The organism is Enterobacter sp. MGH 16, assembly GCF_000493175.1.
GTDB lineage: Bacteria > Pseudomonadota > Gammaproteobacteria > Enterobacterales > Enterobacteriaceae > Enterobacter > Enterobacter roggenkampii.
The window spans coordinates 93,022-117,523 of sequence record NZ_KI535695.1; the positions used below are offsets into that span (position 1 = coordinate 93,022).

Annotated in this window: 25 protein-coding genes; 19 read left to right on the forward strand and 6 right to left on the reverse strand. The window is 56.1% G+C overall.

Features of this window, described 5'->3' with window-relative positions; translation table 11 throughout:
* Nucleotides 1–7 precede the first annotated feature (7 nt).
* Genes tauB through tauD form a run of 3 tightly spaced genes read left to right on the forward strand, consistent with a single transcriptional unit; the run spans nt 8 to nt 2,444 of the window.
* On the forward strand, nt 8–775 hold the full coding sequence (tauB, locus tag L362_RS22230; protein ID WP_023343464.1) for a taurine ABC transporter ATP-binding subunit: 768 nt from the start codon (nt 8–10) through the stop codon (nt 773–775).
* On the forward strand, nt 772–1,599 hold the full coding sequence (gene tauC, locus L362_RS22225) for a taurine ABC transporter permease TauC (protein ID WP_023343465.1): 828 nt from the start codon (nt 772–774) through the stop codon (nt 1,597–1,599). The genes tauB and tauC overlap by 4 nt, the downstream gene beginning before the upstream one ends.
* Nucleotides 1,596–2,444, forward strand: a complete 849-nt coding sequence (tauD, locus tag L362_RS22220; RefSeq protein ID WP_008503402.1) for a taurine dioxygenase — start codon at nt 1,596–1,598, stop codon at nt 2,442–2,444. The genes tauC and tauD overlap by 4 nt, the downstream gene beginning before the upstream one ends.
* 106 nt (nt 2,445–2,550) lie before the next feature.
* Here tauD and L362_RS22215 read toward each other — a convergent pair whose 3' ends face one another.
* Together L362_RS22215 and hemB are read right to left on the reverse strand one after the other, a co-directional pair.
* Nucleotides 2,551–4,251 carry a bifunctional ornithine lipid synthase OlsF gene (locus L362_RS22215; RefSeq protein WP_023343466.1) on the reverse strand — a complete coding sequence of 567 codons (1,701 nt, stop codon included), beginning with the start codon at nt 4,249–4,251 and terminating at the stop codon, nt 2,551–2,553.
* Nucleotides 4,252–4,378: 127 nt separating this feature from the next.
* The gene (gene hemB / locus L362_RS22210) at nt 4,379–5,353 is read right to left on the reverse strand and encodes a porphobilinogen synthase (protein ID WP_021241687.1); all 975 of its coding nucleotides are present in this window, start codon (nt 5,351–5,353) and stop codon (nt 4,379–4,381) included.
* A 453-nt stretch (nt 5,354–5,806) separates the two neighbouring features.
* Between hemB and L362_RS22205 the strand changes: the two genes are divergently transcribed.
* Nucleotides 5,807–8,581: an autotransporter outer membrane beta-barrel domain-containing protein gene (locus tag L362_RS22205; RefSeq protein ID WP_023343467.1), complete on the forward strand. Its 2,775-nt coding sequence runs from the start codon at nt 5,807–5,809 to the stop codon at nt 8,579–8,581.
* 93 nt (nt 8,582–8,674) lie between these two features.
* The gene (locus tag L362_RS22200) at nt 8,675–9,298 is read left to right on the forward strand and encodes a helix-turn-helix domain-containing protein (RefSeq protein ID WP_008503292.1); all 624 of its coding nucleotides are present in this window, start codon (nt 8,675–8,677) and stop codon (nt 9,296–9,298) included.
* 2 nt (nt 9,299–9,300) lie between these two features.
* Here the strand turns inward: L362_RS22200 and ampH are convergent, their stop codons facing one another.
* Nucleotides 9,301–10,461, reverse strand: coding sequence for a D-alanyl-D-alanine-carboxypeptidase/endopeptidase AmpH (gene ampH / locus L362_RS22195; protein ID WP_008503291.1), 1,161 nt, complete (start codon nt 10,459–10,461; stop codon nt 9,301–9,303).
* Between the two features lie 204 nt (nt 10,462–10,665).
* Between ampH and L362_RS22190 the strand changes: the two genes are divergently transcribed.
* The 3 genes from L362_RS22190 to L362_RS22180 all read left to right on the forward strand — a co-directional run bounded on the left by L362_RS22190 (nt 10,666) and on the right by L362_RS22180 (nt 13,646).
* The gene (locus L362_RS22190; RefSeq protein ID WP_023343468.1) at nt 10,666–11,199 is read left to right on the forward strand and encodes an isochorismatase family protein; all 534 of its coding nucleotides are present in this window, start codon (nt 10,666–10,668) and stop codon (nt 11,197–11,199) included.
* 114 nt (nt 11,200–11,313) lie between these two features.
* Nucleotides 11,314–12,534: a peptide antibiotic transporter SbmA gene (sbmA, locus tag L362_RS22185; RefSeq protein WP_023343469.1), complete on the forward strand. Its 1,221-nt coding sequence runs from the start codon at nt 11,314–11,316 to the stop codon at nt 12,532–12,534.
* A gap of 14 nt (nt 12,535–12,548) precedes the next feature.
* Nucleotides 12,549–13,646, forward strand: coding sequence for a DUF1615 domain-containing protein (locus L362_RS22180; RefSeq protein WP_023343470.1), 1,098 nt, complete (start codon nt 12,549–12,551; stop codon nt 13,644–13,646).
* On the opposite strand, the gene L362_RS22175 is transcribed toward L362_RS22180, so the two are convergent.
* On the reverse strand, nt 13,643–13,942 hold the full coding sequence (locus L362_RS22175; RefSeq protein WP_021241681.1) for a DUF2755 family protein: 300 nt from the start codon (nt 13,940–13,942) through the stop codon (nt 13,643–13,645). The genes L362_RS22180 and L362_RS22175 overlap by 4 nt on opposite strands.
* A gap of 247 nt (nt 13,943–14,189) precedes the next feature.
* Between L362_RS22175 and L362_RS22170 the strand changes: the two genes are divergently transcribed.
* Nucleotides 14,190–14,426, forward strand: a complete 237-nt coding sequence (locus L362_RS22170) for a DUF2754 domain-containing protein (protein ID WP_008503286.1) — start codon at nt 14,190–14,192, stop codon at nt 14,424–14,426.
* Here L362_RS22170 and ddlA read toward each other — a convergent pair.
* The gene (gene ddlA, locus L362_RS22165; RefSeq protein ID WP_023343471.1) at nt 14,423–15,523 is read right to left on the reverse strand and encodes a D-alanine--D-alanine ligase; all 1,101 of its coding nucleotides are present in this window, start codon (nt 15,521–15,523) and stop codon (nt 14,423–14,425) included. The genes L362_RS22170 and ddlA overlap by 4 nt on opposite strands.
* A 103-nt stretch (nt 15,524–15,626) precedes the next feature.
* Here ddlA and L362_RS22160 point away from each other — a divergent pair, with 103 nt between their 5' ends.
* The 6 genes from L362_RS22160 to adrA all read left to right on the forward strand — a co-directional run bounded on the left by L362_RS22160 (nt 15,627) and on the right by adrA (nt 21,294).
* Entirely contained in the window at nt 15,627–16,310 is a 684-nt protein-coding gene (locus L362_RS22160; protein WP_023343472.1) for an extensin-like domain-containing protein, read from the forward strand.
* Between the two features lie 167 nt (nt 16,311–16,477).
* The gene (locus L362_RS22155) at nt 16,478–17,692 is read left to right on the forward strand and encodes a multidrug efflux MFS transporter (protein ID WP_008503282.1); all 1,215 of its coding nucleotides are present in this window, start codon (nt 16,478–16,480) and stop codon (nt 17,690–17,692) included.
* A gap of 209 nt (nt 17,693–17,901) precedes the next feature.
* The gene (gene iraP / locus L362_RS22150) at nt 17,902–18,162 is read left to right on the forward strand and encodes an anti-adapter protein IraP (RefSeq protein ID WP_023293178.1); all 261 of its coding nucleotides are present in this window, start codon (nt 17,902–17,904) and stop codon (nt 18,160–18,162) included.
* A gap of 100 nt (nt 18,163–18,262) precedes the next feature.
* Entirely contained in the window at nt 18,263–19,678 is a 1,416-nt protein-coding gene (gene phoA / locus L362_RS22145; RefSeq protein ID WP_021241677.1) for an alkaline phosphatase, read from the forward strand.
* A gap of 89 nt (nt 19,679–19,767) precedes the next feature.
* Entirely contained in the window at nt 19,768–20,088 is a 321-nt protein-coding gene (gene psiF / locus L362_RS22140; protein WP_008503278.1) for a phosphate starvation-inducible protein PsiF, read from the forward strand.
* Between the two features lie 102 nt (nt 20,089–20,190).
* Complete coding sequence (gene adrA, locus L362_RS22135) at nt 20,191–21,294, forward strand: diguanylate cyclase AdrA (RefSeq protein WP_023343473.1); 1,104 nt, start codon at nt 20,191–20,193, stop codon at nt 21,292–21,294.
* A 16-nt stretch (nt 21,295–21,310) separates the two neighbouring features.
* Here adrA and proC read toward each other — a convergent pair whose 3' ends face one another.
* Nucleotides 21,311–22,120, reverse strand: coding sequence for a pyrroline-5-carboxylate reductase (gene proC, locus L362_RS22130; RefSeq protein ID WP_021241675.1), 810 nt, complete (start codon nt 22,118–22,120; stop codon nt 21,311–21,313).
* Nucleotides 22,121–22,217: 97 nt separating this feature from the next.
* Here proC and L362_RS22125 point away from each other — a divergent pair, with 97 nt between their 5' ends.
* From L362_RS22125 to L362_RS22110, 4 genes are all read left to right on the forward strand, one after another.
* Entirely contained in the window at nt 22,218–22,679 is a 462-nt protein-coding gene (locus L362_RS22125) for a YaiI/YqxD family protein (protein WP_021241674.1), read from the forward strand.
* Between the two features lie 141 nt (nt 22,680–22,820).
* Nucleotides 22,821–23,345, forward strand: a complete 525-nt coding sequence (aroL, locus tag L362_RS22120) for a shikimate kinase AroL (protein ID WP_008503273.1) — start codon at nt 22,821–22,823, stop codon at nt 23,343–23,345.
* A 44-nt stretch (nt 23,346–23,389) separates the two neighbouring features.
* Nucleotides 23,390–23,581, forward strand: a complete 192-nt coding sequence (gene yaiA, locus L362_RS22115) for a protein YaiA (protein ID WP_008503272.1) — start codon at nt 23,390–23,392, stop codon at nt 23,579–23,581.
* 237 nt (nt 23,582–23,818) lie between these two features.
* Complete coding sequence (locus L362_RS22110) at nt 23,819–24,496, forward strand: AroM family protein (RefSeq protein ID WP_008503271.1); 678 nt, start codon at nt 23,819–23,821, stop codon at nt 24,494–24,496.
* Nucleotides 24,497–24,502: the final 6 nt, after the last annotated feature.

The following is a 24,502-nucleotide window of genomic DNA, read 5'->3' on the forward strand; positions in this document are numbered from 1 at the left end:
GTTCGCCATGCTGAATATTACAAATCTGTCTGCCGATTACGGTGGTAAACCCGCCTTACAGGACATCAACCTGACGCTGGACAGCGGTGAGCTGCTGGTAGTGCTGGGCCCGTCCGGGTGCGGAAAAACCACGCTGCTGAATCTCATCGCCGGGTTTGTCCCTTATCAGCATGGCACCATTCAACTGGAAGGCAAAAAGGTGGAGGGCCCCGGCGCCGAGCGCGGCGTGGTCTTCCAGAATGAAGGCCTGCTCCCCTGGCGCAACGTGCAGGAAAACGTGGCGTTTGGGCTGCAGCTTGCGGGCATCCATCGTGAACAGCGGCTGGAAACCGCGCGGGCGATGCTGAAAAAAGTGGGGCTGGAAGGCGCGGAAAAACGCTATATCTGGCAGCTTTCCGGCGGCCAGCGGCAGCGCGTCGGGATTGCCCGCGCGCTGGCCGCGAATCCGCAGCTGTTGCTGCTGGACGAGCCGTTCGGGGCGCTCGACGCCTTCACCCGCGAGCAGATGCAAACCCTGCTGCTGCGCCTCTGGCATGAGACGGGCAAGCAGGTGCTGCTGATTACCCACGATATCGAAGAGGCGGTGTTTATGGCGACCGAGCTGGTGCTGCTCTCGCCCGGGCCGGGCCGCGTGCTGGAGCGTTTGCCGCTGGATTTTGCCCGCCGCTACGTCGCGGGAGAACCCGTGCGCAGCATCAAATCCGACCCGCTGTTTATCGAACAGCGTGAATACGTCTTAAGCCGCGTGTTTGAACAGCGGGAGGCCTTCTCATGAGCATCGTCTTCAGTGAAAAAACGCGCCGCACGCGTCTGGCGCTGCGCTGGCCTTTCTCACGTCAAATTACGCTGAGCGTCGGTACGCTGCTGGTGCTGCTGGCGGTATGGTGGGCGGTTGCTGCCCTGCAGTGGGTCAGCCCGCTGTTTCTGCCGCCGCCGGGACAGGTGCTGAGCAAACTTTTTACCATCGCCGGGCCGCAGGGCTTTATGGATGCCACGCTCTGGCAGCACTTAGGCGCCAGCCTGGCGCGCATTCTGGTGGCGCTGCTGGCGGCGGTGATTATCGGCATTCCCGTGGGGATTGCGATGGGGCTGAGCCCGACGGTGCGCGGCATCCTCGACCCGCTGATTGAGCTTTACCGCCCGGTCCCGCCGCTGGCCTATCTGCCGCTGATGGTGATCTGGTTCGGCATCGGTGAAACGTCAAAAATCCTGCTGATCTATCTGGCAATTTTCGCCCCGGTCGCCATGTCGGCGCTGGCGGGCGTGAAGAGCGCCCAGCAGGTGCGGATCCGCGCGGCGCAGTCGCTGGGGGCCAGCCGTACGCAGGTGCTGCTGTTCGTGATTTTACCGGGCGCACTGCCGGAGATATTAACCGGACTGCGCATCGGCCTCGGCGTGGGCTGGTCCACGCTGGTGGCGGCAGAGCTGATCGCCGCCACGCGCGGCCTCGGGTTTATGGTGCAGTCGGCGGGAGAATTTCTGGCGACTGACGTGGTGCTGGCAGGGATTGCGGTCATTGCCGCGATCGCCTTCGGATTAGAACTGGGGCTGCGCGCGTTACAGCGCCGCCTGACGCCCTGGCATGGAGAAATACAATGAGTGAACGTCTGACCATTACCCCGCTGGGGCCGTACATTGGCGCACAGGTGTCGGGCCTGGATGTGACCCGTCCGCTGAGCGATAACCAGTTCGAGCAGCTGTACCACGCGGTGCTGCGTCATCAGGTGGTGTTCCTGCGCGAACAGGCGATCACCCCGCAGCAGCAGCGCGCGCTGGCCCTGCGGTTTGGCGATCTGCATATCCACCCGGTCTATCCGCATGCGGAAGGGGTGGAGGAGATTATCGTCCTCGACACCCACAACGATAACCCGCCGGATAACGATAACTGGCACACCGATGTGACCTTTATCGAGACGCCGCCCGCCGGGGCGATTCTGGCGGCGAAGCTGCTGCCAGAAACCGGCGGTGATACGCTGTGGGCCAGCGGCATTGCGGCGTATGAGGCGCTCTCCGAGCCGTTCCGGACGCTGCTGAGCGGGCTGCGGGCTGAGCACGACTTCAAAAAATCGTTCCAGGAGTACAAGTACCGTAAAACGGAAGAGGAGCATCAGCGCTGGCAGGAGGCGGTGGCGAAACATCCTCCGCTGCTGCACCCGGTGGTGCGGACCCATCCGGTGACGGGCAAGCAGGCGCTGTTCGTCAACGAAGGGTTCACCACGCGCATCGTGGACGTGACGGAAAAAGAGAGTGAGGCGCTGCTCAGTTTCCTGTTCGCGCATATCACCAAGCCGGAGTTCCAGGTGCGCTGGCGCTGGCAGGAGAACGATCTGGCGATCTGGGATAACCGCGTGACGCAGCATTATGCCAATGCGGACTATCTGCCGCAGCGCCGGATTATGCAGCGGGCGACGATTTTGGGCGATAAGCCGTTTTACCGCCCCTGATCCTGTAGTACCCGTAGGCCGGGTAAGCGCAGCGCCACCCGGCGAAAACGGTGCACAATTGCCGGGTGGCGGCTACGCCTTACCCGGCCTACAAAATACCGCACATTTAAAGGTGCGCCTCAATATACCGCTGATAGCGGTTCGCCTTCAGGTAACACAAATCCACCAGCACCAGGCCGTCAACGCAGTTGTTGAACGCCGGGTCGCTGCCAAAATCAATAAACTGCACGCCGCCGGGCTCGCACAGCTCGGAATATTGCTTGTACAGCGGCGGAATGCCGCAGCCAAGATTGCCGAGCAGGGATTTCAGCTTCGTCAGATCGTCCACGTAATCCACGCCGCCAAACTGCGCCAGCACGTCCGGCAGGGACGCGGGATACGGCTTGCGCGAGGCGGCGAGCGGATGCGTCGCCGGGAACCACAGGCGGTAAAATGCCACCAGCAGATCCCGCGCGGCAGGCGGTAAGCCGCCGGAAATCGAGACCGGGCCAAACAGGTAGCGGTAGTGCGGATAACGCGCCAGATACGCCCCAATGCCGGACCATAAATAGTCCAGGCCGCGGCGCCCCCAGTAGCGCGGCTGAATAAAGCTGCGCCCCAGCTCAATGCCGTGTGCCAGCACGTCCTGCATTTTGTCGTCGTAGTGGAACAGGCTATAGCTGTACAACCCCTCAACGCCGCGCTTTTCGATCTGCATGGCCGTCGGCATAAAGCGATACGCGCCGACGATCTCCAGATCCTCCTCATCCCACAGGATCAGGTGCAGATAATCATCGTCGTAGCTGTCGGTGTCCCGGCGTTTGCCGCTCCCTTCCTCCACCGCGCGAAAGGCAATCTCGCGCAGGCGGCCCAGCTCGCGCAGCAGCGGGGCGTCTTCCTGACCGTTGCGCTGCCAAAGATAGATGGTTTTCCCGTCGCTGGTTTTGCCCAGAGATTCGGCCTGCGCCAGCGCGCGCTTCAAAGTGGCCCGGTCTTCCGGACGGGCAATCGCGCACTGGGTTTTAAAGACGCCGGGCACTCCCTTGCCAAGACGCATCACGTGCTGACGGCACTGCTCGGCCATCTCACGCGACGAAAGGGTGGCGCTGTGCCAGTGATGCCACGCAATTTGCTGGCCGATTTTAATCGGCAGCTGGCTGTGGCGGCGGCGGAACATCTGCTGCATCAGCAGCAGCATCGACAGCGTCGGGGAGATCAGCGTGCTGGCGTAAAAGAGCAGGCTGTTGTGCGCCTGAATATGCACCGGCAGCAGCGGGACGCGCAGCTTGCCGGCGAGTTTGATAAAGCCAGAGTGCCATTTCTTATCGCGAATGCCTTTGCGCGTGGGGCGGGAAACTTCGCCTGCCGGGAAGAAGATCAGTACGCCCGCGTTTTGCAGGTGCTGTTCCATCTGCACCAGCGACGACTTCGCCGTCCTGCCGCCCATATTGTCCACCGGAATAAACAGCGAGCTGAGGGGCTCAAGGTGGGTCAGCATCCGGTTGGTCACGACTTTAACGTCGCGCCGCACGCGGGAGACGGCGTACAGCAACGCCAGACCGTCCAGCGTACCCGTCGGGTGGTTGGCAATGATGACCAGCGGGCCATGTTCGGGGATTTGTTCGAGATCGCGGGCGGAAACGGTGCAGAGAATATCCAGGTGTTCCAGAACCTGCTCCACCATATCCAGTCCTTTCAGGTGGCGGTGGGCGGCGGCAAACTGCTGAAACTCGTCTTCGTAGAACAGTCTTTTTAACAGACTTTTTTGCCAGGGGGCGGGCCTCGCCTGAGGCCAAAGATCGTCGAGAACGCTATCGAGGCTAAACATGGTCACTCCTCCTGCCGTCTTGCGAAGACAGTAGAAGGCGCAGATGTCGATTGTATTGCAGTTGGGTGAAGATTTGAGCAGAGAGCAGGCCGGGTAAGGCGAAGCCGCCACCCGGCGCTAAAGCGGATTAACGCAGAATTTTCTTCTCGGCCAGATCCAGGGCGAAGTAGCTGAAGATCAGATCCGCGCCCGCGCGTTTGATCGCGCCCAGGCTTTCAAGGATCACTTTCTCTTCGTCGATCGCCCCTGCCAGCGCGGCGAACTTGATCATTGCGTACTCGCCGCTCACCTGGTAAGCGCCCAGCGGCAGCTCGGTGCGTTCGCGGATGTCGCGCAGGATATCAAGGTATGCGCCAGCCGGTTTTACCATCAGGCAGTCTGCGCCCTGGGCTTCATCGAGCAGGGATTCACGAATCGCTTCGCGGCGGTTCAGCGGGTTCATCTGATAGGTTTTACGATCGCCCTTCAGCGCCGTGCCGGCTGCTTCACGGAACGGGCCGTAGAAGGAGGAGGCAAATTTGGTGGAGTAGGACATGATGGCGGTGTCGGTGAAACCGGCCGCGTCCAGCGCCTGACGAATCGCCTGAACCTGTCCGTCCATCGCCGCAGACGGTGCGATGAAGTCCGCACCCGCAGCGGCCGCGACGACCGCCTGCTTGCCGAGGTTCAGCAGGGTAGCATCGTTATCCACGCCGTGATCGCACAGCACGCCGCAGTGGCCGTGAGAGGTATATTCACAGAAACAGGTGTCGGACATCACCACCATTTCCGGCACCGTCTCTTTGCAGATGCGGGACATGCGTGCGACGAGGCCATCTTCCTTCCACGCGTCGCTGCCGGTGGCGTCGGTATGGTGTGAGATGCCGAAGGTCATCACCGAGCGGATCCCCGCGTTGGCGATGCGTTCGATCTCACGCGCCAGATATTTCTCCGGAATGCGCATGACGCCCGGCATGGCTTCGATGGCTTTGTAGTCATCGATCTCTTCTTCAACAAAAATCGGCAACACCAGATCGTTTAAGGTCAGGGTTGTCTCTTCAAACATAGCGCGCAGTGCAGGTGACTTACGCAGACGGCGGGGACGTGCAATTAAATCGGTCATGGTATGCCTGATGTTTGTGGAACAAAGGGGGCTAGTGTACCTCAAAGTGGCGACGGGTGTTTTACTAAAGTGGGCATTTTGCTTTTGCGAAATGCAGCAGAAGAGTTTGCCTGTCACCAATAATATATAATGCAGGACAGTATAACGCTGAGAGAAGAATGAGATATTTGTGTTATTTCTATATGGAAATGAATGTATCATTAAAAATGATTTATTATTTTTTATGATATTTCCCTGGTTGCTTTGCCCGTGCATTAACATTTTGTTTTTATAATATTTATTTTATGACGCCCTGTGCGTTGTGGTCTGAATCTGTTTTTTGTCTGAATGCGGACTTAATGGAAACATTCATTGAACCTTTTCGAAATGAAACTGCATAATTCCCTCCGCAATTAAATATTGCAAATTCATTGATGGACAAACTTGCTTACGTCCCTGAGGAGGGATGACCCAATGCAAACATGGAAAAAGAAACTCGTTGTATCTCAACTTGCATTAGCCTGCACCCTGGCTATCGCTTCTCAGGCCAATGCGAAGGATATTTCCGGTACGACATATAATACCTTCGGATACGATAATACAGCTACCACTCCCTGGTATTATGGCTATGCCGACTGGGATTTCTCAGATGCCATCCACGATGGTGATATTTACCCGGTGATTAATAAAACCACCGTGAATGGTGTTATTTCAACGTACTATCTCGATGATGGCATCAATGGTCGGGCGAATGCGTTGAGTATTTCCAACAGCACCATTAATGGCATGATTACCTCTCAGTGTATGACCGCCACCTGTGCTGATGGTCTGGATGCCGACGGCACCCAACATGCTCAATACGATCGTTTTAGCCTGACCGTTGATAATTCCACCATTAACGATACGTATGAACATTATGCGTATGATGTTGTGAATGGGGAAAATACGGAAAGACACTATCTGGATACCTATGATATGGGTAATGCGATTACCCTGGATGTGGAATCAGATATTGTTATCCAGAATAATTCTCACGTCGCGGGGATTACCCTGACGCAGGGGTATCAGGAACGGGATAATACCCCGTACGACGGCGTTGAAGGCGTAGCCAACAGCAGCAAGGTCTTTACCGACACGCTACTGGTAAAAGATTCGGTACTGACTTCCGGTGCGTACCGCGATTTAGGTACCAGCGGATTCTACGGCCAGACTGCGAAGCCGAGCGACTATAGTGAAACCGACGCGACAGGGGCAGATGATGCCGCGCTGATTGTTACCGCCAGCGCGTCTGATAACGCGATGCAGACCGCTGCCACCTTCGATCACTCCACCGTTACGGGCGACATCCTGTTCTCCAGCACCTTCGACAACAACTTCTACCCGAACGGCGATCCGGCAACCGATACCACCGAAGACGGCGTCTATAACCCTACCACCAACGGCTGGGACGGCACCGATAAGCTGGATGTCACCCTGACCAACGGCAGCAAATGGGTCGGTGCTGCGCAGTCCAGCGTTGAGGCTATCGGCACGACGCAGATGTATGGCCAGGGCTACAGCAACGTAGACTGGCGCACGCTGTCCCCGAACAGCATTTGGCCGGATTCCACCTATGACAGCAACGCACATGTTGCGGGTGAAGCGGTGTATCAGAGCGGTCTGTTTAACATTGCGCTGGATAACGGCTCCGAGTGGGATACCCGCAAGATGTCAAACATTGACACGCTGACGGTAAACAACCAGTCTCAGGTCAATGTTGAAAACTCAGGCCTGCTGGCGGATACCATCACTCTGACCAATGCTTCCTCATTGAACATTGGCGACAACGGCGGCGTGGCCACCGACCATCTGTATCTGGACAGCGATAGCCGTGCGGCACTGACGGAAGAAACGGCCGAGCTGTATGCCAACACCATCACCGTGGATAACGGTGCAGAGCTGGCGCTGGGTCTGGGCCAGGTTGATACGCACACTATGGTTCTGACCGATGGCGGCGTGCTGAATGTTGCGAGCCGCGATTACGTGCTGAACAGCGATCTGAACAACGCACGCTATATCACTAACGACAAGCGCAGCGCCGATTATGACTACGGCGTAGTGGCCATTCACTCTGACGGCCATCTGGCGGTGAACGGTGACGTCGCAGGCAACTATAAAGTCCGTATCGACGACGCGACCGGAGCAGGTTCCGTCGCTGATTACAAAAATAAAGAGATTGTCCGTGTCTATGACAATAACGCGGATACGGCGGCCAGCTTTACTGCCGCAAACAAAGCCGATTTAGGTGCTTATACCTACCAGGCGCAGCAGCAGGGTGACACCGTCGTTCTGCAGCAGAAAGAACTGACCGACTATGCCAATATGGCGCTCAGCATCCCTTCTGCTAATACCAATATCTGGAATCTGCAGCAGGATACCGTAGGTGCGCGTCTGACCAACAGCCGTCACGGCCTGGCGGATAACGGCGGGGCGTGGGTGAGCTACTTCGGCGGCAACTTCGACGGTGACAACGGCGTTATCAGCTACGATCAGGACGTGAGCGGTATTATGGTGGGTCTGGATACCCAGATTGACGGTAATAACGCGAAGTGGATCGTCGGTGGTGCGGCAGGTTTCGCGAAGGGCGATATCAGCGATCGTACCGGTCAGGTCGATCAGGATAGCCAGACGGCGATGATCTACGCGTCAGCGAAGTTCATGAACGATCTTTTCCTCGACAGCTCCCTGAGCTACACCCGCTTCAACAACGATCTCTCCGCTAATATGAGCAACGGTCAGTATGTTGACGGCAATACCACCAGTGACGCTGTTGGCTTTGGTCTGAAGCTGGGTTATGACTGGAAACCAAACCTCTCTGGCTACGTAACGCCATACGCAGCCGTATCGGGTCTGTTCCAGTCAGGCGATGATTATCGCCTCAGCAATGACATGCGCATGGATGGACAATCATACGATAGCCTGCGTTATGAACTCGGTGTTGATACGGGTTACACCTTCAACTACGGCGGCGATCAGGCTCTGACCCCTTACTTCAAACTGGCCTGGGTTTATGACGACGCCGATAACAATGCCGATATTAACGGTGACAGCATTGATAACGGCGTGAAAGGTTCAGCTGTTCGTGTTGGGCTGGGCACCCAGTTCAGCTTCACGAAGAACTTCAGCGCTTACACGGATGCCACATATCTTGGCGGCGGCGACGTTGACCAGAACTGGGGCGCAAACCTGGGTGTGAAATATACCTGGTAATGAATAAAGCGGGGGAGGGGGTATCTCCTCCGCTTTTTAGCGAAGCAATAAAAATAATATTGAACCGACAAATACGGATGACTTGAGGTCTGCATGAACGTTAATGCGAAACCACTTTCTGAATTACGCCGGCTCGAACAGGGGTTAATAGCAGCCAGTACCCCTTTTACATGTGCACCCCAACAATTAATTACGTCGGGCGAATCGAATGAGCCTCGCACGATCGTATTACAAACCGGCGTTATTGAGATCTATCGCCCTTCTGATGAACTTCTGGTGGGGATTGCGACTGCCCCCTTTATTTTTGGTCTGGCTACGGTGATGATTAATCATTCACAAGAATACAGAGTGATTGCTAAAACGGCCTGTACTGGTTTTTATTTATCCACAGAAACGACCCGACAACAAATCCAGCAATTTTCACTGTGGAAAGAGGCCTTCAGCTGGTTATCCTGGATAAATTACATTCTTGAGAAGCGCGATAAGCAGCTGGTTGGCAATAACTCCTATCACCAGATCCGCGCGATGCTGCTTAATATGGCCGAGTGGGATGAAACGCTGCGTTCAAAAATCGGTGTGATGAATCATATTCAGCAAAGCACACGCATTTCACGTTCTGTTGTTGCTGAGGTTCTGGCCGCCCTGCGGCAGGGAAATTATATCAATATGAGCCGGGGCAAGCTGGTCAGCATCAACCGCTTGCCCACGGAATATTAATCTTAGTTGGATGCGGTAAGCACCTGGGCTTTATTGGCACTCAATTCCGCCACCAGGTTATTAACACCGTCACTCATATTGACGAAACGCGTATGCGGGGAGCGAGTGACCACCACAAACGCGCCCACGTTCGACTGCGGAATCATAGCCATATAGGTGATGAATCCGCCGCCGCCGCCGGTTTTCTGAATAATCCCCGGTCGGCCATTTTTCGGTGCCATATAGACCCAGCCCATGCCGAGCGCATCGGCTTTACCCGGCACGTCCATCCCGATGACCCGATGCAGCTGAGTACGCTGATAAATCAGGGTCTGCATACGGTCGGCCTGGCTGCTGCGAGAGTAGAAATCCGAAGAAAGGAACTGCTGCATCCAGCGCATCATGTCGCCAGGCGTGGAGTAAACCCCGCCGCTGCCCACGGCCGCCAGCGTGTTATTACAGGGGCTGGCGCCTTTCTCTGCCACCATCAGGCGACGGCACTGGTCCGGGGACGGGGTAAAGGTGGTGTCTTTCATGCCCAGCGGACGGGTGATCTGCTCTTCAAACAGCTGGGTGTAGGGTTTGCCAGCCGCCGTTGAGAGGGCATCCGCCAGCAGGTCAAACGCCAGGTTTGAATATGAGGCCTGCGAGCCTGGCGCCGCCTTCAGCGTGGCGGTACTCAGGTAGCTCCAGCGCTGGTCGCGCGTTGGCCAGACGAATACGTCACGATGCGCCGCGCCGCCTGGCTGTTCACGCGGCAGGGCGCTGGTGTGGGTAGCAAGGTTCACAAGCCGGATCGGCGTACCCTGATACGTGGGGACCCGGGCGCCTGGCGGCGCGTATTTGCTGAGCGGATCGTCGAGCTTCACCACGCCCTGATCGAGCAGTTTCACCAGCATTTCGCTGGTCATCAGCTTGGTTAAGGATGCGATGCGGATAACGGAATCCAGCTGCGGGTGAACGTTATTGCCCGGGCGCGTTTCGCCAAAGCTGCGAAATACACGCTGGTTTCCGTCGATAACGACCATCGCCATACCGGTCGCGCCGCTGCCGTAATAGATAAGGTTCGCGTAGCGATCGGCAATATCTGAAGCTAAAACGGGAGCCGTCAGCGGTTGGGCTGCCTGGGCGGTAGAAAAGCTCACCGCACACAGCGCGGCAAAAGAGAGCAGACAACGTTTCAACGAAAAGCATCCATGAAGTGAATGAGGAAAGTAATGGGTATTTATACTACTAATCGGTACCGTGCAATGCCCCGAATTGCATAACGATAGCGAGAAAAACGTAACCATGGGTAAATATGAACAATTTACTTGCGAGCCATCTCCCATTTTGTGACATCGGGCTTATGATAGGCACCAGTGTCACTCAATCTTACGGAGAACGGTATGTCTGAGAAGCGTGTTGTTATGGTTGTCGATATGCAGAACGGGGTGTTTGAAACCCCTCGTCATCAGCGCGAAAAGTGTGTCTCTCTGATCAACCAGCTTACGCAGGCAGCCGACACGGTGATTTTTATACAGCATACCGAGGCCGGGGGGTTGGAAGAGGGAAGCGAAGGGTTTGCGCTACTGCCTGAACTCCATCAGCCTGCTGGTGCGCTTTACGTGACCAAAACGGCCTGCGATGCCTTCTACAACACCGGGCTTGAGGCGCTGCTGCGGGAGCAGGGCATTCGCGAGTTTGTCATCTGCGGCTGCGCCACCGATTACTGCGTCGATGCGACGATCAAGAACGGCGTCAGCCGGGGTTATCACATTACCGTTGCCGAAGATGCCCATACCACCGCCAACCGTCCGGCGGCTGACGCACAGATCCTGATTAACCATCACAACGACGTCTGGCGTAACTTCATTGCGCCAGCGAATCCTCTCGCGGTGAAACGCACCGAAACAATTCTTGAAAACTGGAAAGCGAACTAATAATCAACCCGTGGGTCTGACCTTTTTGCCCGAGCCGGGAGGCTGGCTCGGGCAGGTTTTCGTGTGGTGACGTGTTGTACACAGCAACAGCCATAACAACAAGAAGGAAGCATTATGTTTAAGTCTTTTTTCCCAAAGCCGGGACCTTTTTTCCTGTCGGCATTTATTTGGGCACTGATCGCTGTCATTTTCTGGCAGGCGGGCGGCGGCGCATGGCTGACGCGCATCACGGGGGCGACAGGCGAGGTGCCGATTAGCGCGGCGCGCTTCTGGTCGCTCAGCTTTGTCGTATTTTATGCCTACTACACGGTATGTGTGGGGCTGTTTGCACTCTTCTGGTTCAAGTATTCTCCGCATCGTTGGCAGGTTTGGTCGATTTTGGGATCTGCGCTGATCATTTTCGTTACCTGGTTCATGGTGGAAGTGAGCGTTGCAATTAATGCATGGTATGCACCCTTCTACGATTTGATCCAAAAAGCGCTAAGCGCCCCGAATAAGGTTCCGATTGGTGAACTCTATGCCAGTCTCGTTAGTTTTACCGGCATTGCCATGATTGCAGTAACAGTGGCAGTGCTGAACAATTTCTTCGTTAGCCATTACGTTTTCCGTTGGCGTACAGCTATGAACGAATATTACATGGCAAATTGGCAACGACTGCGGCACATCGAAGGTGCTGCACAGCGTGTGCAGGAAGACACCATGCGTTTTGCCTCAACGCTGGAGGACATGGGGGTCAGCTTGCTTAATGCTGTGATGAAACTTATCGCTTTTTTACCGATTCTGATTGCACTTTCACCCCATGTGCCTGAACTTCCAATTGTTGGTCATTTACCCTATGGTTTGGTTATTGCCGCACTGGTCTGGTCTCTTATGGGAACGGGGCTTCTTGCTGTGGTGGGGATCAAATTGCCGGGGTTACAATTTAAAAATCAGCGCGTGGAAGCGGCTTACCGTAAAGAACTCGTTTACGGTGAGGATGACCCATCACGAGCTGCGCCACCAACGGTAAAAGAGTTATTTCAGAACGTCCGTTTTAACTACTTTAAGCTCTACTTCCACTACATGTATTTCAACATAGCTCGTATTTTATATCTTCAGGCCGATACTGTTTTTGGAATAGTCCTGTTGTTCCCGTCAATTGTTGCAGGGACAATTACCCTGGGACTGATGACCCAAATTACTAACGTTTTCGATCAGGTCAGAAGTTCATTCCAGTACCTGATCAGCTCCTGGACCACGCTGGTGGAACTGATGTCCATCTACAAACGTCTGCGCAGCTTTGAACGCGAGCTGGACGATCGTGACCTGCAGGAAGTCACCAACACATTTAGCTAATACAGGACGTTGCTATGCCTTTTGCCGTACCGCGCGCGTTACCGTTGACCATACTGGCCGCTTTTGTGCTGGCAGGCTGTGCCGAAAAGGGGGCCGCTCCGCTCAAAAAGGGCGAGAAGCCCGTTGATGTGGCGAGCGTTGTGCGGCAGAAAATGCCCGCCAGCGTGAAGGATCGCAATGCGTGGGCAGACGCGCTGGCAAAAACCTTTGAGAGCCAAAAGATTGCGCCGACCGAGGAGAACATCTGTTCGGTGCTGGCGGTGGCACAGCAGGAGTCGATGTATCAGTCAGACCCGGCTGTGCCGGGGCTGAATAAAATCGCCTGGAAAGAGATCGACCGCCGCGCGGAGTCCATGCATATCCCGGTGTTCCTCGTGCATACCGCGCTGAAAATCACCTCGCCGAACGGCAAAAGCTACAGCGAACGGCTGGATATGGTGAAAACCGAAAAACAGCTTAGCGCTATTTTCGATGATTTCATCAACATGGTGCCGATGGGGCAGAAGCTGTTTGGCTCACTGAACCCGGTCCACACCGGTGGCCCAATGCAGGTAAGCATCGCGTTCGCGGAGAAACACACCGACGGCTATCCGTGGAAAATCGACGGTACGGTGCGCCAGGAGGTCTTCTCCCTGCGCGGCGGACTGTGGTTCGGCACGTATCACCTGCTGAACTACCCAGCGAACTACGATGAGCCGCTGTACCGCTTTGCCGACTTTAACGCAGGCTGGTATGCCAGCCGTAATGCGGCATTCCAGAGTGCGGTCAGCCGCGCAAGCGGCGTTAAGCTGGCGCTGGACGGCGATCTTATCGCCTACGGCAGCAGCGAGGCGGGAAGCACCGAGCTTGCCGTACGGAAATTATCGACAACGCTTGGCCTGAGCAACAGCGACATTCGCCGTCAGCTTGAGAAAGGCGACAGCCTGGCCTTTGAGAAAACGGATCTCTACAAGAACGTGTTTGCGCTTGCCGATAAGAAAAGCGGGAAAACCTTACCGAGGGCTATCCTGCCGGGGATCCAGCTGGAAAGCCCGAAGATCACGCGTAACCTGACCACCGCGTGGTTCGCGAAACGCGTGGACGATCGCCGGGCTCGCTGTATGGGGCTTTAATGGCGACGGCGAAAGCGCAGGACGAGCGCGACAACGCCTAAAATCATGCACCCCGCGAGGAAGGGGATCAGGCCGAACAGGGTGCTGACGCCAAAGCCAATCTCAACTCGCGGGCGTCCGTTATCCTGTACCTGCATGAGATGTTCATAAACGCCAGGCGCATGGACCAGCATATTGAGCAGCTGCGAGCCAGCCCAGAAGCAGAACAGAACAAACAGGGCATACGCGATATTACCCGCCGTGGAGGTTTTTGGTTTTCCGCCAAAAATCGGTTTCGACAATGTAAAGTCAGCCATGATGACCTCCGGATAAATCGCTCTGTTAATACGCTTCGTACAGGGTGAGTTTGACAGGTCATCGCATTTGTCAATATCAGAATCGTGGTAATTTACGCGCCGGAATCCTCCTGGATTGTTGATTTCTGCAGCACGTCACAATTTATTAACTTAAGTGAAATTGCGTCGCGTTTCAGAATTTCCGTATCTGCCACAGACCTGGCCGTAAAACTGTGAGAGGATGTCTTTTTTTCCTGCCGGAGTTGTTATGAAGCTCACGTCCAAACTACGCCGTGACTGGCACTACTACGCCTTCGCTATCGGGCTGATCTTTATTCTTAACGGTGTCGTGGGCCTGTTGGGGTTTGAGGCAAAAGGCTGGCAAACCTATGCCGTCGGGCTGGTGACCTGGGTTATCAGTTTCTGGCTGGCGGGGTTGATTATCCGCCGCCGTCCTGAAGAGACGACAGCGGATGAGGCAGCGTCGGCGAAGCGCGCCGATTAACCGTTTACGGAACTTTTAAGCGCGCTGTCGGCAGCGTGACGCTCCAGCGCCAGTTCGATCAGGCGGGTGAGCAGTTCCGGGTAGCTCAGGCCGCTCGCCTGCCACAGCTTCGGATACATGCTGATGTTAGTGAACCCCGGCAGCGTGTTGATTTCATTGATCACCACCTCGTTTTCCGCCGTCAGGAACACATCCACGCGCGCCATGCCGCAGCAGCCGAGCGTCTGATAAGCGCGAATGGCGATCGCCCGGATCTTATCATTAACCGCCGGATCGAGATCCGCAGGCACGACAACCTGCGCGCCTTTATCATCAATGTATTTGGTGTCGTACGAGTAGAAGTCGCTGTTTAAGACCACTTCGCCGCAGGTGCTCGCCTGTGGAAAATCGTTGCCCAGCACGGCGCACTCAATTTCACGGCCTTTGATGCCCTGCTCAACCACCACTTTATGGTCGAACTCAAACGCCAGGCGGACGGCCTGGGTGAACTCTGCTTCGCTGGTCACTTTGCTGACGCCCACGGAGGAGCCCTGGTTTGCTGGCTTCACAAACAGCGGCAGACCCAATTCAGCGCTAATCTGCGCGAAGCTGTGCTTGTCGCGGTTGGCGCGGGTGAGCGTGACGAACGGCGCGATATTCAGCCCGGCGTCGCGCAGCAGGCGTTTGGTGACGTCTTTGTCCATGCACGCGGCGGAGCCGAGTACGTCCGAGCCGACGAACGGCAGGTTGGCCATGCGCAGCATCCCCTGCAGGGAACCATCTTCCCCCAGGGTACCGTGAACGATAGGGAAGACGACGTCGATCTGAGCGAGTGCCTGTGCATTGCCGGCATCGATAAGCTGCCCCTTCGCGACGCCGGGTACGGTGGCGACGCTAATTTCTGAAGGATTCAGGGCGATATGGGCCGGATCGTGAGCATTCAGCAGATACTGGCTGGCATCGTTAACGTGCCACTGGCCCTGTTTATCAATGCCCAGCAGCACCACGTCGAAACGGCTTTTATCGATCGCATCAACGATATTTTTAGCCGATTGCAATGACACTTCGTGTTCCGCTGATTTTCCCCCAAAGACAATACCTACGCGCTGCTTAGCCATCTCACTCTCTTCCAGTCTGACGAAAAGCCAATAACATACCACGATGCCCGGCGGGTTTCGCGACCTTCTGCCATAATGTTTGGGGGAATGTTCAGGGGGGCGAGTGAAAGGAAAAACGCTGCTGACCGTTTTGATTCTTATCGCCGTCGCAACGGTGGGTTACCGCTGGTTGCCGCCTTACTACAACCCTTTCATACCGCTGACGCTTGACGATCCGCCAGGCCGAATCACCCAGTATAAGCTTCGGCGCTTAACGCCCGAGGCCTGCGCAAGCCTGCTTGCGCAGGCTAATCAACGCGATCTCATCCGCACCCAGCCGGTCGCTGACAGCGCCGGGGAATGCCCGCTTAGCAACGTCGTGCGCGTGCGCAACTTCGGCCCGGTCGGCCTGAACGGCAGTTTTCTTGCCAGCTGTCCGCTGGCGCTCAGCTCAGCCCTCTTTATCAGCCAGCAGGCCCGGCCGCTGACAAAACGCTATACGGGCAGCGACCTCGCGCGTATCGATCACCTCGGCAGCTTTGCCTGCCGCAATATTTACCACCGCCCTGACGCGCGCCGCAGTGAACATGCCACGGCGGAGGCGCTGGATATTGCCGCTTTTCGTCTGGCGAACGGCGACCGCGTCACGGTGCTGAACGGCTGGAAGGCGGCCACGACGCAGCCCTGGCTGAAGGCGATGCTGGCGGCAAGCTGCGGGTACTACGGGAACGGTCTGGGGCCAGAGTACAACGCGGCGCATGCCAACCATTTTCATCTCGGAATGCGCGGTTTTGGCCTGTGCCGGTGAAGCATAATATTCCGCCAGAAAATGGATGAATTGTGACTTATTTCACAAATATGATGACTGGGAAGATAAAACACCAAAGTCGGTCAGGCCGCATCTCTGGTGCGACGTTAACACGCGTAACTTGCTAATCTGACGGCGAATTCGCCTAAAAATGAAGACTATTCTGTATGGAATCCTGGAAAGTTAATCTCATCTCGGTCTGGTTCGGTTGCTTCTTCACCGGGCTGGCCATCAGCCAGATTTTGCCGTTCCTGCCGCTGTACGTCTCGCAGCTGGGGGTCACCTCGCACGAAGCGCTCTCTATGTGGTCCGGCCTGACGTTCAGCGTCACCTTTCTGGTTTCCGCAATAGTGTCACCCATGTGGGGCAGCCTGGCCGATCGAAAAGGCAGAAAACTGATGCTGCTGCGCGCCTCGCTCGGGATGGCGATAGCCATTCTGCTGCAGGCCTTCGCCACCAACGTCTGGCAGCTGTTCTTCCTGCGGGCGGTGATGGGGCTGACGTCCGGGTATATTCCAAACGCCATGGCGCTGGTCGCCTCTCAGGTGCCGCGCGAGCGGAGCGGCTGGGCGCTGAGCACGCTCTCCACGGCGCAGATCAGCGGCGTCATCGGTGGCCCGCTGCTGGGGGGCTTTCTGGCGGACCACGTCGGACTGCGCGCGGTATTTATCATCACTGCGGTTCTGCTGGTGGTCAGTTTTCTGGTCACGCTCTTTCTGATTAAAGAGGGAGGCCGCCCGGTTATCAGTAAATCTGAACGCCTGAGCGGCAAGGCCGTTTTCGCCTCGCTGCCTTATCCGGGGCTGATGATCAGCCTGTTTGTCACCACCATGGTGATCCAGCTCTGTAACGGTTCCGTGGGGCCGATACTGGCGCTGTTTATCAAGTCAATGGAGCCGGAGAGCACGAACATCGCTTTTTTAAGCGGCATGATTGCCGCCGTGCCGGGCGTATCCGCCCTTATTTCCGCGCCGCGTCTCGGAAAACTGGGTGACAGGATCGGTACGGCGCGCATCCTGATGGCGACGCTGATCTTTGCGGTGGTGCTCTTCTTTGCAATGTCGTTCGTCACCTCTCCGCTTCAGCTTGGCGTACTGCGATTTCTGCTCGGCTTTGCCGATGGCGCCATGTTGCCTGCGGTACAGACCCTGCTGGTCAAATATTCCAGCGACCAGGTGACGGGGCGTATTTTTGGATATAACCAGTCATTTATGTATCTGGGGAATGTTGCCGGTCCGCTTATTGGCGCCTCCGTTTCCGCGATGGCCGGTTTTCGTTGGGTATTTGCGGCGACGGCGATTGTCGTTTTAATCAATATTATCCAGCTGGCTATTGCGCTGCGACGCCGCAGACAAATGGCGGAGGCGAAATCGGCGAGATAACGCTTTCGCAGATGTATTATATATTCTTATGGTAGCCGCATTTTTATATAACAAAATGCGGCATCTTTTTATAGAAAAACGTTTCGCTCACGGCGAGGTCTCTTTATTTCCGTTTCTGTATCACTTTTGCATACCATAATTAATTTCTTCTCTTTGCATTATGGATTCAGAGTGATAACGTCAGATAAAACTGAAAAGGAACTGGCACGATGAAAAACCTCATTGCTGAATTGCTGGTCAAGCTGGCACAAAAGGAAGAAGAGTCAAAAGAGCTGGTGGCCCAGGTCGAAGCGCTTGAAATTGTGGTCACCGCGCTGCTGCGACAAATGGCGAAAACCGATCAGCAGGCGTTGATTGAGAGCGTGGAAGGCGCGCTGGAGAGCGTCAGGCCTGAATCGCAGGTACCGGTTGAAGATGCTGAGATGCTCCACCAGTACGTAAAGAAGCTGTTAAGGCATCCGCGCAGCTAAACCGTCACAGGACGTAACGACGTGTCATAGAATTGTCATGCAGGATGCCTATAGTCGCTCTGTTTTTTATTTTTATGTATTTTTACATGGAGAAAATAAATTGAAACAGAGCGCACTTTTCATCGCATTACTTCCTCTGTTAATTACCCCTGCCATTTATGCTGACACGACGCAAACCAGCGTCCTGGATAATCGTGCGGCAAAAGGGGATATCACCCAGCCCGGCGGCGCGCGCCGATTGTCGGAAGATCAAACCGCCGCCATTCGCGCTTCGCTTAATGAAAAACCGGCGAAAAATATTATTCTGCTGATTGGCGATGGAATGGGTGATTCCGAAATCACGGCGGCGCGAAATTATGCCGAGGGGGCGGGCGGCTTTTTTAAAGGTATCGACGCATTACCGCTGACCGGACAATATACCCACTACGCGCTGGATAAAAAAACCGGTAAACCGGATTACGTAACGGACTCTGCGGCCTCGGCCACGGCGTGGTCCACCGGCGTGAAAACCTATAATGGCGCGCTGGGCGTGGATATTCACGAAAAAGATCGTCAAACCCTTCTGGAGATGGCAAAAGCGGCGGGCCTGGCGACCGGTAACGTCTCCACCGCTGAACTTCAGGATGCGACGCCTGCGGCGCTGGTGGCACACGTGACCTCGCGTAAATGCTACGGCCCGTCAGTGACCAGCGAAAAATGCCCAACGAACGCGCTGGAAAAAGGCGGCAAAGGCTCGATTACGGAACAGCTGCTGAATGCGCGTCCTGACGTGACGCTGGGCGGCGGCGCGAAAACCTTCGCGGAAACCGCGACGGCGGGCGAGTGGCAGGGCAAAACGCTGCGCGAGCAGGCGCAGGCGCGCGGCTATCAGCTGGTGAGTGACGCAAATTCGCTGGCGGCGATAACCGAGGCGAACCAGGACAAGCCGCTGCTGGGGCTGTTCTCTGACGGCAACATGCCCGTGCGCTGGGAAGGTCCAAAAGCCTCATATCACGGCAATATCGATAAGCCAGCAGTGACCTGTACGCCTAACCCTAAACGCACGGACAGCGTACCGACGCTGGCGGCGATGACCGATAAAGCGATCGATCTGCTGAGCAAGAGCGAAAAAGGGTTCTTCCTGCAGGTTGAGGGGGCGTCGATCGATAAGCAGGATCATGCGGCAAATCCGTGCGGTCAGATTGGCGAAACCGTCGATCTGGACGAAGCGGTGCAGAAGGCGCTCGCGTTCGCGAAAAAAGACGGTAACACCCTGGTGATCGTCACTGCGGATCACGCGCACGCCAGCCAGATCGTTCCGCCAGATACCAAAGCCCCTGGCCTGACGCAGGCGCTCAACACAAAAGATGGCGCCGTCATGGTAATGAGCTACGGCAACTCTGAAGAAGAGTCCATGGAGCACACCGGCACTCAGCTGCGCATTGCCGCCTACGGCCCGCACGCGGCCAACGTGGTAGGCCTGACCGATCAAACGGATCTGTTCTACACCATGAAGGCGGCGCTGGGTCTGAAATGATAAATTCCCGGCGGAAATCACATCTGCCGGGTGGTTTTTTTCCTGTCACGAACCAGACTTACAGGGAATGTTCACAAAAGGATGGTGCAATGAAAACAACATTACTGGTTACTCTGCTCTCCGGCCTGTTCCTGGTCGCCTCGGCGAACGCGGAAGAGAAAACGTTAACGCCGCAGCAGCAGCGTATGACCACCTGTAATCAACAGGCGACGTCTCAGAGTCTGAAGGGCGATGCCCGCAAGACCTACATGAGCGACTGCCTCAAAAACGGCGCTTCAAAGCCAGCTGAAAAAAGCCTGACGCCTCAGCAGCAAAAGATGCGCGAGTGTAATGCCAAGGCAACCGAGCAGTCCCTGAAAGGGGATGACCGCAGCAAGTTCATGAGTGCCTGCCTGAAGAAAAAAGTGTAGTTCGAACGGGTGAGCGGCTCCGGCGGCTCACCCGAAATTTCATACTTTCCCCGCAGACCCCCTCTCTATAATTTGGGAAAATGTTTCAGAATATTCCCAAAAATGATGAATGATGAAACGTATTACAACACAAAGCGCATTCGGGAAGAGTGGAATTTAACCCTTTCTCAGGATGACCCTCACCGCGCCGGCATTCAGTTTGCCCGGCGCGTTCGGCTGGCGCGCGCCGTGGGGCTGGCGGCGATGTTTTTCCCGGTTGCGGGGATGCTGGTCACCCATTTTTTATCCGGAGGCTGGTGGCTTTTACTGGTCGGGTGGGCGTTCGTCTGGCCCCATTTCGCCTGGCAGTTATCCTGCCGGGCCGCGTCACCTCATCAGCAGGAAGAGTTCAATCTTAAGATCGATGCCATTATTGCCGGGCTCTGGATCGGCGTGATGGGGATGAGCGCGTTACCCACGGCAGCGCTGGTGATGATGGTCGGGATGAATATGATGGGCTCCGGGGGCTGTCGTCTGTTTATCCCGGGGATCCTGCTGACTCTGCTCTCCGCGCTGGTGACGCTGCCGCTTGTTGGGCGCGTGGCCGTCTTCAACCCCGACCTCGTGGAGTGGAGCTTAACGCTTCCCGTACTGGTGCTTTATCCCATGCTGTTTGCCTGGCTCAGCCACCGCACCGCCGTCAGGCTTGCGGAACATAAACAGCGGCTGGAAATGATGAGCACCCGCGACGGCATGACCGGGGTCTATAATCGCCGACACTGGGAAATGCTGCTGCGAAATGAATTTGAGCATTGCCGCCGCGATCGCTGCACCGCCACGATTTTACTGATTGATATCGACCACTTTAAAAATATCAACGATACCTGGGGGCACGCCGTGGGCGACGAGGCGATCATTGCCATCACGCGCCAGCTTCAGATGTCGGTGCGGTCAGGTGATGCCATCGGCCGGTTTGGCGGGGATGAGTTTGCGGTGATTATGTCGCAGACCGCAGCGGAAAGCGCCATCGCCGTCATGTCCCGGGTGCATGAGCGGCTGGAAAAGCTGTCGCTACCGTGCGCGCCAAAAGAGGCGCTGCGCATCAGCGTGGGCGTTGCCCCCTGGGGGCCGCAGTTTGCACATTATCGGGAATGGCTAAAGGCGGCTGACGTGGCGCTGTACAGGGCGAAAAATGCCGGGCGCAGCCGCACCGAAGTGGCCGCCTGACGCCCGACTGAAACGATCAGGATTTACTCAGCTTCTCTGATTTTTCCATGCATTTTGCCATTGCTTCAATGACGGCCGAGCGGAATCCGCGCTCCTCCAGCACCCGCACCGCTTCGATGGTGGTACCGCCCGGGGAGCAAACCATATCTTTCAGTTCACCCGGGTGTTTGCCGGTTTCCAGCACCATTTTGGCGGAGCCCATGACGGCCTGCGCGGCGAACTTATACGCCTGGGCGCGCGGCATTCCGCCAAGCACGGCGGCATCGGCCATCGCTTCCAGGAACATGAAGACATACGCAGGCGCAGAACCACTCACGCCCACCACCGGATGGATCATCGATTCGGCAATCACTTCCGCTTCGCCGAAGCAGCGGAAAATGTTCAGCACATCGGCTACGTCTTCCGGGGTCACCAGCGCGTTAGGCGTGACGGAGGTCATGCCGGCGTTCACCAGCGAGGGGGTATTGGGCATTGCGCGAACAATTTTGCGGTCATGGCCCAGCGCGCGCGCCAGCTGGTCAAGCGTCACGCCCGCGGCAATCGACACCACCAGCGTCTCTTTATTCAGGCTGGAGGTGATGTCGCTCAGCACTTTGATCATGATGTTCGGCTTGACGGCGCCAAAGACGATATCGGCGACCTGGGCCACTTCCTGCGCGCTTTCGGCGGCGTTAATCCCGTATTGATCGCGCAGCGCGGCGACCTTGTCCGGTGACGGGGTATAGACCCAAATCTGACCCGGCAGCACCTGCCCGCTGGCGATCAGGCCGCCCAGAATGGCTTTGCCCATGTTACCGCAGCCGATAAACCCGATTTTCTTGTCCATCACGATCCTCCGTCATTATGCGTTGTTTTCTCTGATTGATAGCTTAACAACGAAATGCAGGCGACAATAGTCGGCAGAGTCATTATGGGGAGACAATATGGCGATTTGGGTTGATGCGGACGCGTGTCCGAACGTGATTAAAGAGATTTTATTTCGCGCCGCCGAGCGCGTTCAGATGCCGCTGACGCTGGTGGCGAACCAGAACATTCGCGTGCCGCCTTCGCGCTTCATTCGTTCTTTGCGCGTGCCTGCCGGGTTTGACGTGGCGGACAACGAAATTGTCCGCCTGTGCAGCGCGGAAGATCTGGTGATCACGGCGGATATTCCGCTGGCGGCCGACGTGCTGGAGAAAGGGGCGGCAGCGCTCAATCCGCGCGGTGAGCGATACTCGCCGTCGACCATCCGCGAGAAGCTTACGATGCGCGATTTTATGGATACCATGCGGGCCAGCGGCGTGCAGACCGGTGGGCCGGACAGCCTCTCACAGCGCGATCGCCAGCAGTTTGCTGCCGAGCTGGATAAATGGCTGCTGGAAGTGAAGCGCCGTACAGCGAAATGATAATTATTGTCAATGTGTGGTACAGTGTGGCCTCCACAGGGTTGTCATCCCGTACCGCTTTGCAGTAAAGTAATCGCAACATCTTCTGCAATTATTTCTTTACACTCTTCAGCCTTCCGGCATCAAGGGGAACACCTGGCTATGACCCAACCCATCTTTTTAGTTGGCCCCCGCGGCTGTGGGAAAACCACCGTTGGCCTGGAGCTGGCACGCGTGTGTCATCGCCAGTTTGTGGATACCGACCACTGGCTGCAAACCGAGGCCGGAAAAACTATCGCCGACATTGTTGAGCAGGAAGGCTGGGAGAGCTTTCGCGCACGCGAAACGGCCGCGCTGAAAGCGGTCACGACCCCGTCCGCGGTGATCGCCACCGGCGGTGGCATTGTTCTGGCGGAGTGTAATCGTCACTTTATGCGCGAAAAGGGGATTGTGATTTACCTCAGCGCGCCAGTGTCGGCCCTGGTTGGGCGTCTGGAAGCCTTTCCGGAAGAGGGGCAACGCCCTGCGCTGACCTCCAGGCCGCTGAACGAAGAGGTGAGTGAAGTGCTGGCCGAACGCGATGCGTTATACCGCGAAGCGGCTCACCACGTGGTGGATGCGTCCGCCTCTCCCGAAGACGTTGTGATTCAGATTATTACCGCCCTGCGTTTGGCGTGTGCCAGCTAAGCGGCGTCTATACTTATAGCTCAGACATAAAAAAAGGATGAGCTATGCCAACAAGACCTCCCTATCCGCGTGAAGCGCGCATTGTGACCGTTGAAAAAGGCCAGACAGGTCACACTGTGACCTGGTATCAACTGCGTGCCGATCACCCCAAACCCGACTCGCTGATCAGTGAACACGAGACGGAACAGGAAGCGCTGGATGCGAAGCGGCGCTATGAAGATCCCGACATAACCTGAGCGGTTTCCTAAACGCTCCAGGATCGTGCCTGAATCACACTTTTTACTCATCGTAAAAGTTAAGCAGGAGTTAATATTTAGTTAATACAAGTAACTCTGGTATCGGCAGGCGATCTTTACATTTCGGTGTCGGGATCACCTGCTACGCTTGGTGCTGTTTTGTTGAAAAAACGAACTGTGCAGCGTAGTGAGCCTGTACCTGTGTGCACGATGTTGGAGTAATGGAAGGCGATAAAGATGAAGGCAACGTTGGCGATCCTCACCATTGGTGTGGTCCCTGTAAGCGAAGTGTTACCGCTCTTAACCGAGCATGTATCTGAACAACAGATTACGCATCTCAGCCTGCTGGGCAAGATGAGTCGGGAAGAGGTCATGGAGGACTACGCTGTCGAGGCGGGGGAGGATCCCCTGGCGACGTTATTAAGTGACGGTAAACTGGCGCATGTTTCCCGCCAGAAGATCGAGCGCTCACTGCAGGGCGTAATAGAAGTGCTCGATAATCAGGGCTATGACGTTATATTGCTGATGAGCACCGCCCCCATAAAGGGACTTACGGCGCGCAATGCGATTTTGCTGGAACCGATGCGCATCATTCCGCCGCTGGTGGCCTCCATCGTGGATGGTCATCAGGTGGGGGTGATTGTTCCCATCGAGGAGCTCATGGATAACCAGGAGGCAAAATGGCACGTGCTGGAAAAAGTGCCCTTGTACGCGCTGGCCAATCCGTTCTGGGACAGCGAGGCCAAACTCATTGCGGCCGGGAAGGAACTGCTGGAAAGAGGGGCCGATGTCCTGATTCTGGACTGCCTGGGGTTCCACCAGCATCATCGTGATTTACTGCAAAAAGCGCTGGATGTGCCGGTGCTGTTATCCAACGTTCTGATGGCTCGCCTGGCCTCGGAACTGCTCATGTAATGATTT

Excerpts from the sequence above, each read along its gene's own strand:
- yaiA (WP_008503272.1), top strand. The coding sequence starts at position 23,390 with ATGCCAACAAGACCTCCCTATCCGCGTGAAGCGCGCATTGTGACCGTT.
- adrA (WP_023343473.1), top strand. The coding sequence starts at position 20,191 with ATGATGAATGATGAAACGTATTACAACACAAAGCGCATTCGGGAAGAG.
- L362_RS22110 (WP_008503271.1), top strand. The coding sequence starts at position 23,819 with ATGAAGGCAACGTTGGCGATCCTCACCATTGGTGTGGTCCCTGTAAGC.
- iraP (WP_023293178.1), top strand. The coding sequence starts at position 17,902 with ATGAAAAACCTCATTGCTGAATTGCTGGTCAAGCTGGCACAAAAGGAA.
- sbmA (WP_023343469.1), top strand. The coding sequence starts at position 11,314 with ATGTTTAAGTCTTTTTTCCCAAAGCCGGGACCTTTTTTCCTGTCGGCA.
- tauD (WP_008503402.1), top strand. The coding sequence starts at position 1,596 with ATGAGTGAACGTCTGACCATTACCCCGCTGGGGCCGTACATTGGCGCA.
- psiF (WP_008503278.1), top strand. The coding sequence starts at position 19,768 with ATGAAAACAACATTACTGGTTACTCTGCTCTCCGGCCTGTTCCTGGTC.
- L362_RS22175 (WP_021241681.1), bottom strand. The coding sequence starts at position 13,942 with ATGGCTGACTTTACATTGTCGAAACCGATTTTTGGCGGAAAACCAAAA.
- L362_RS22215 (WP_023343466.1), bottom strand. The coding sequence starts at position 4,251 with ATGTTTAGCCTCGATAGCGTTCTCGACGATCTTTGGCCTCAGGCGAGG.
- L362_RS22155 (WP_008503282.1), top strand. The coding sequence starts at position 16,478 with ATGGAATCCTGGAAAGTTAATCTCATCTCGGTCTGGTTCGGTTGCTTC.
- tauB (WP_023343464.1), top strand. The coding sequence starts at position 8 with ATGCTGAATATTACAAATCTGTCTGCCGATTACGGTGGTAAACCCGCC.
- L362_RS22170 (WP_008503286.1), top strand. The coding sequence starts at position 14,190 with ATGAAGCTCACGTCCAAACTACGCCGTGACTGGCACTACTACGCCTTC.
- L362_RS22180 (WP_023343470.1), top strand. The coding sequence starts at position 12,549 with ATGCCTTTTGCCGTACCGCGCGCGTTACCGTTGACCATACTGGCCGCT.
- ddlA (WP_023343471.1), bottom strand. The coding sequence starts at position 15,523 with ATGGCTAAGCAGCGCGTAGGTATTGTCTTTGGGGGAAAATCAGCGGAA.
- L362_RS22190 (WP_023343468.1), top strand. The coding sequence starts at position 10,666 with ATGTCTGAGAAGCGTGTTGTTATGGTTGTCGATATGCAGAACGGGGTG.
- proC (WP_021241675.1), bottom strand. The coding sequence starts at position 22,120 with ATGGACAAGAAAATCGGGTTTATCGGCTGCGGTAACATGGGCAAAGCC.
- L362_RS22125 (WP_021241674.1), top strand. The coding sequence starts at position 22,218 with ATGGCGATTTGGGTTGATGCGGACGCGTGTCCGAACGTGATTAAAGAG.
- aroL (WP_008503273.1), top strand. The coding sequence starts at position 22,821 with ATGACCCAACCCATCTTTTTAGTTGGCCCCCGCGGCTGTGGGAAAACC.
- tauC (WP_023343465.1), top strand. The coding sequence starts at position 772 with ATGAGCATCGTCTTCAGTGAAAAAACGCGCCGCACGCGTCTGGCGCTG.
- L362_RS22200 (WP_008503292.1), top strand. The coding sequence starts at position 8,675 with ATGAACGTTAATGCGAAACCACTTTCTGAATTACGCCGGCTCGAACAG.
- hemB (WP_021241687.1), bottom strand. The coding sequence starts at position 5,353 with ATGACCGATTTAATTGCACGTCCCCGCCGTCTGCGTAAGTCACCTGCA.
- L362_RS22205 (WP_023343467.1), top strand. The coding sequence starts at position 5,807 with ATGCAAACATGGAAAAAGAAACTCGTTGTATCTCAACTTGCATTAGCC.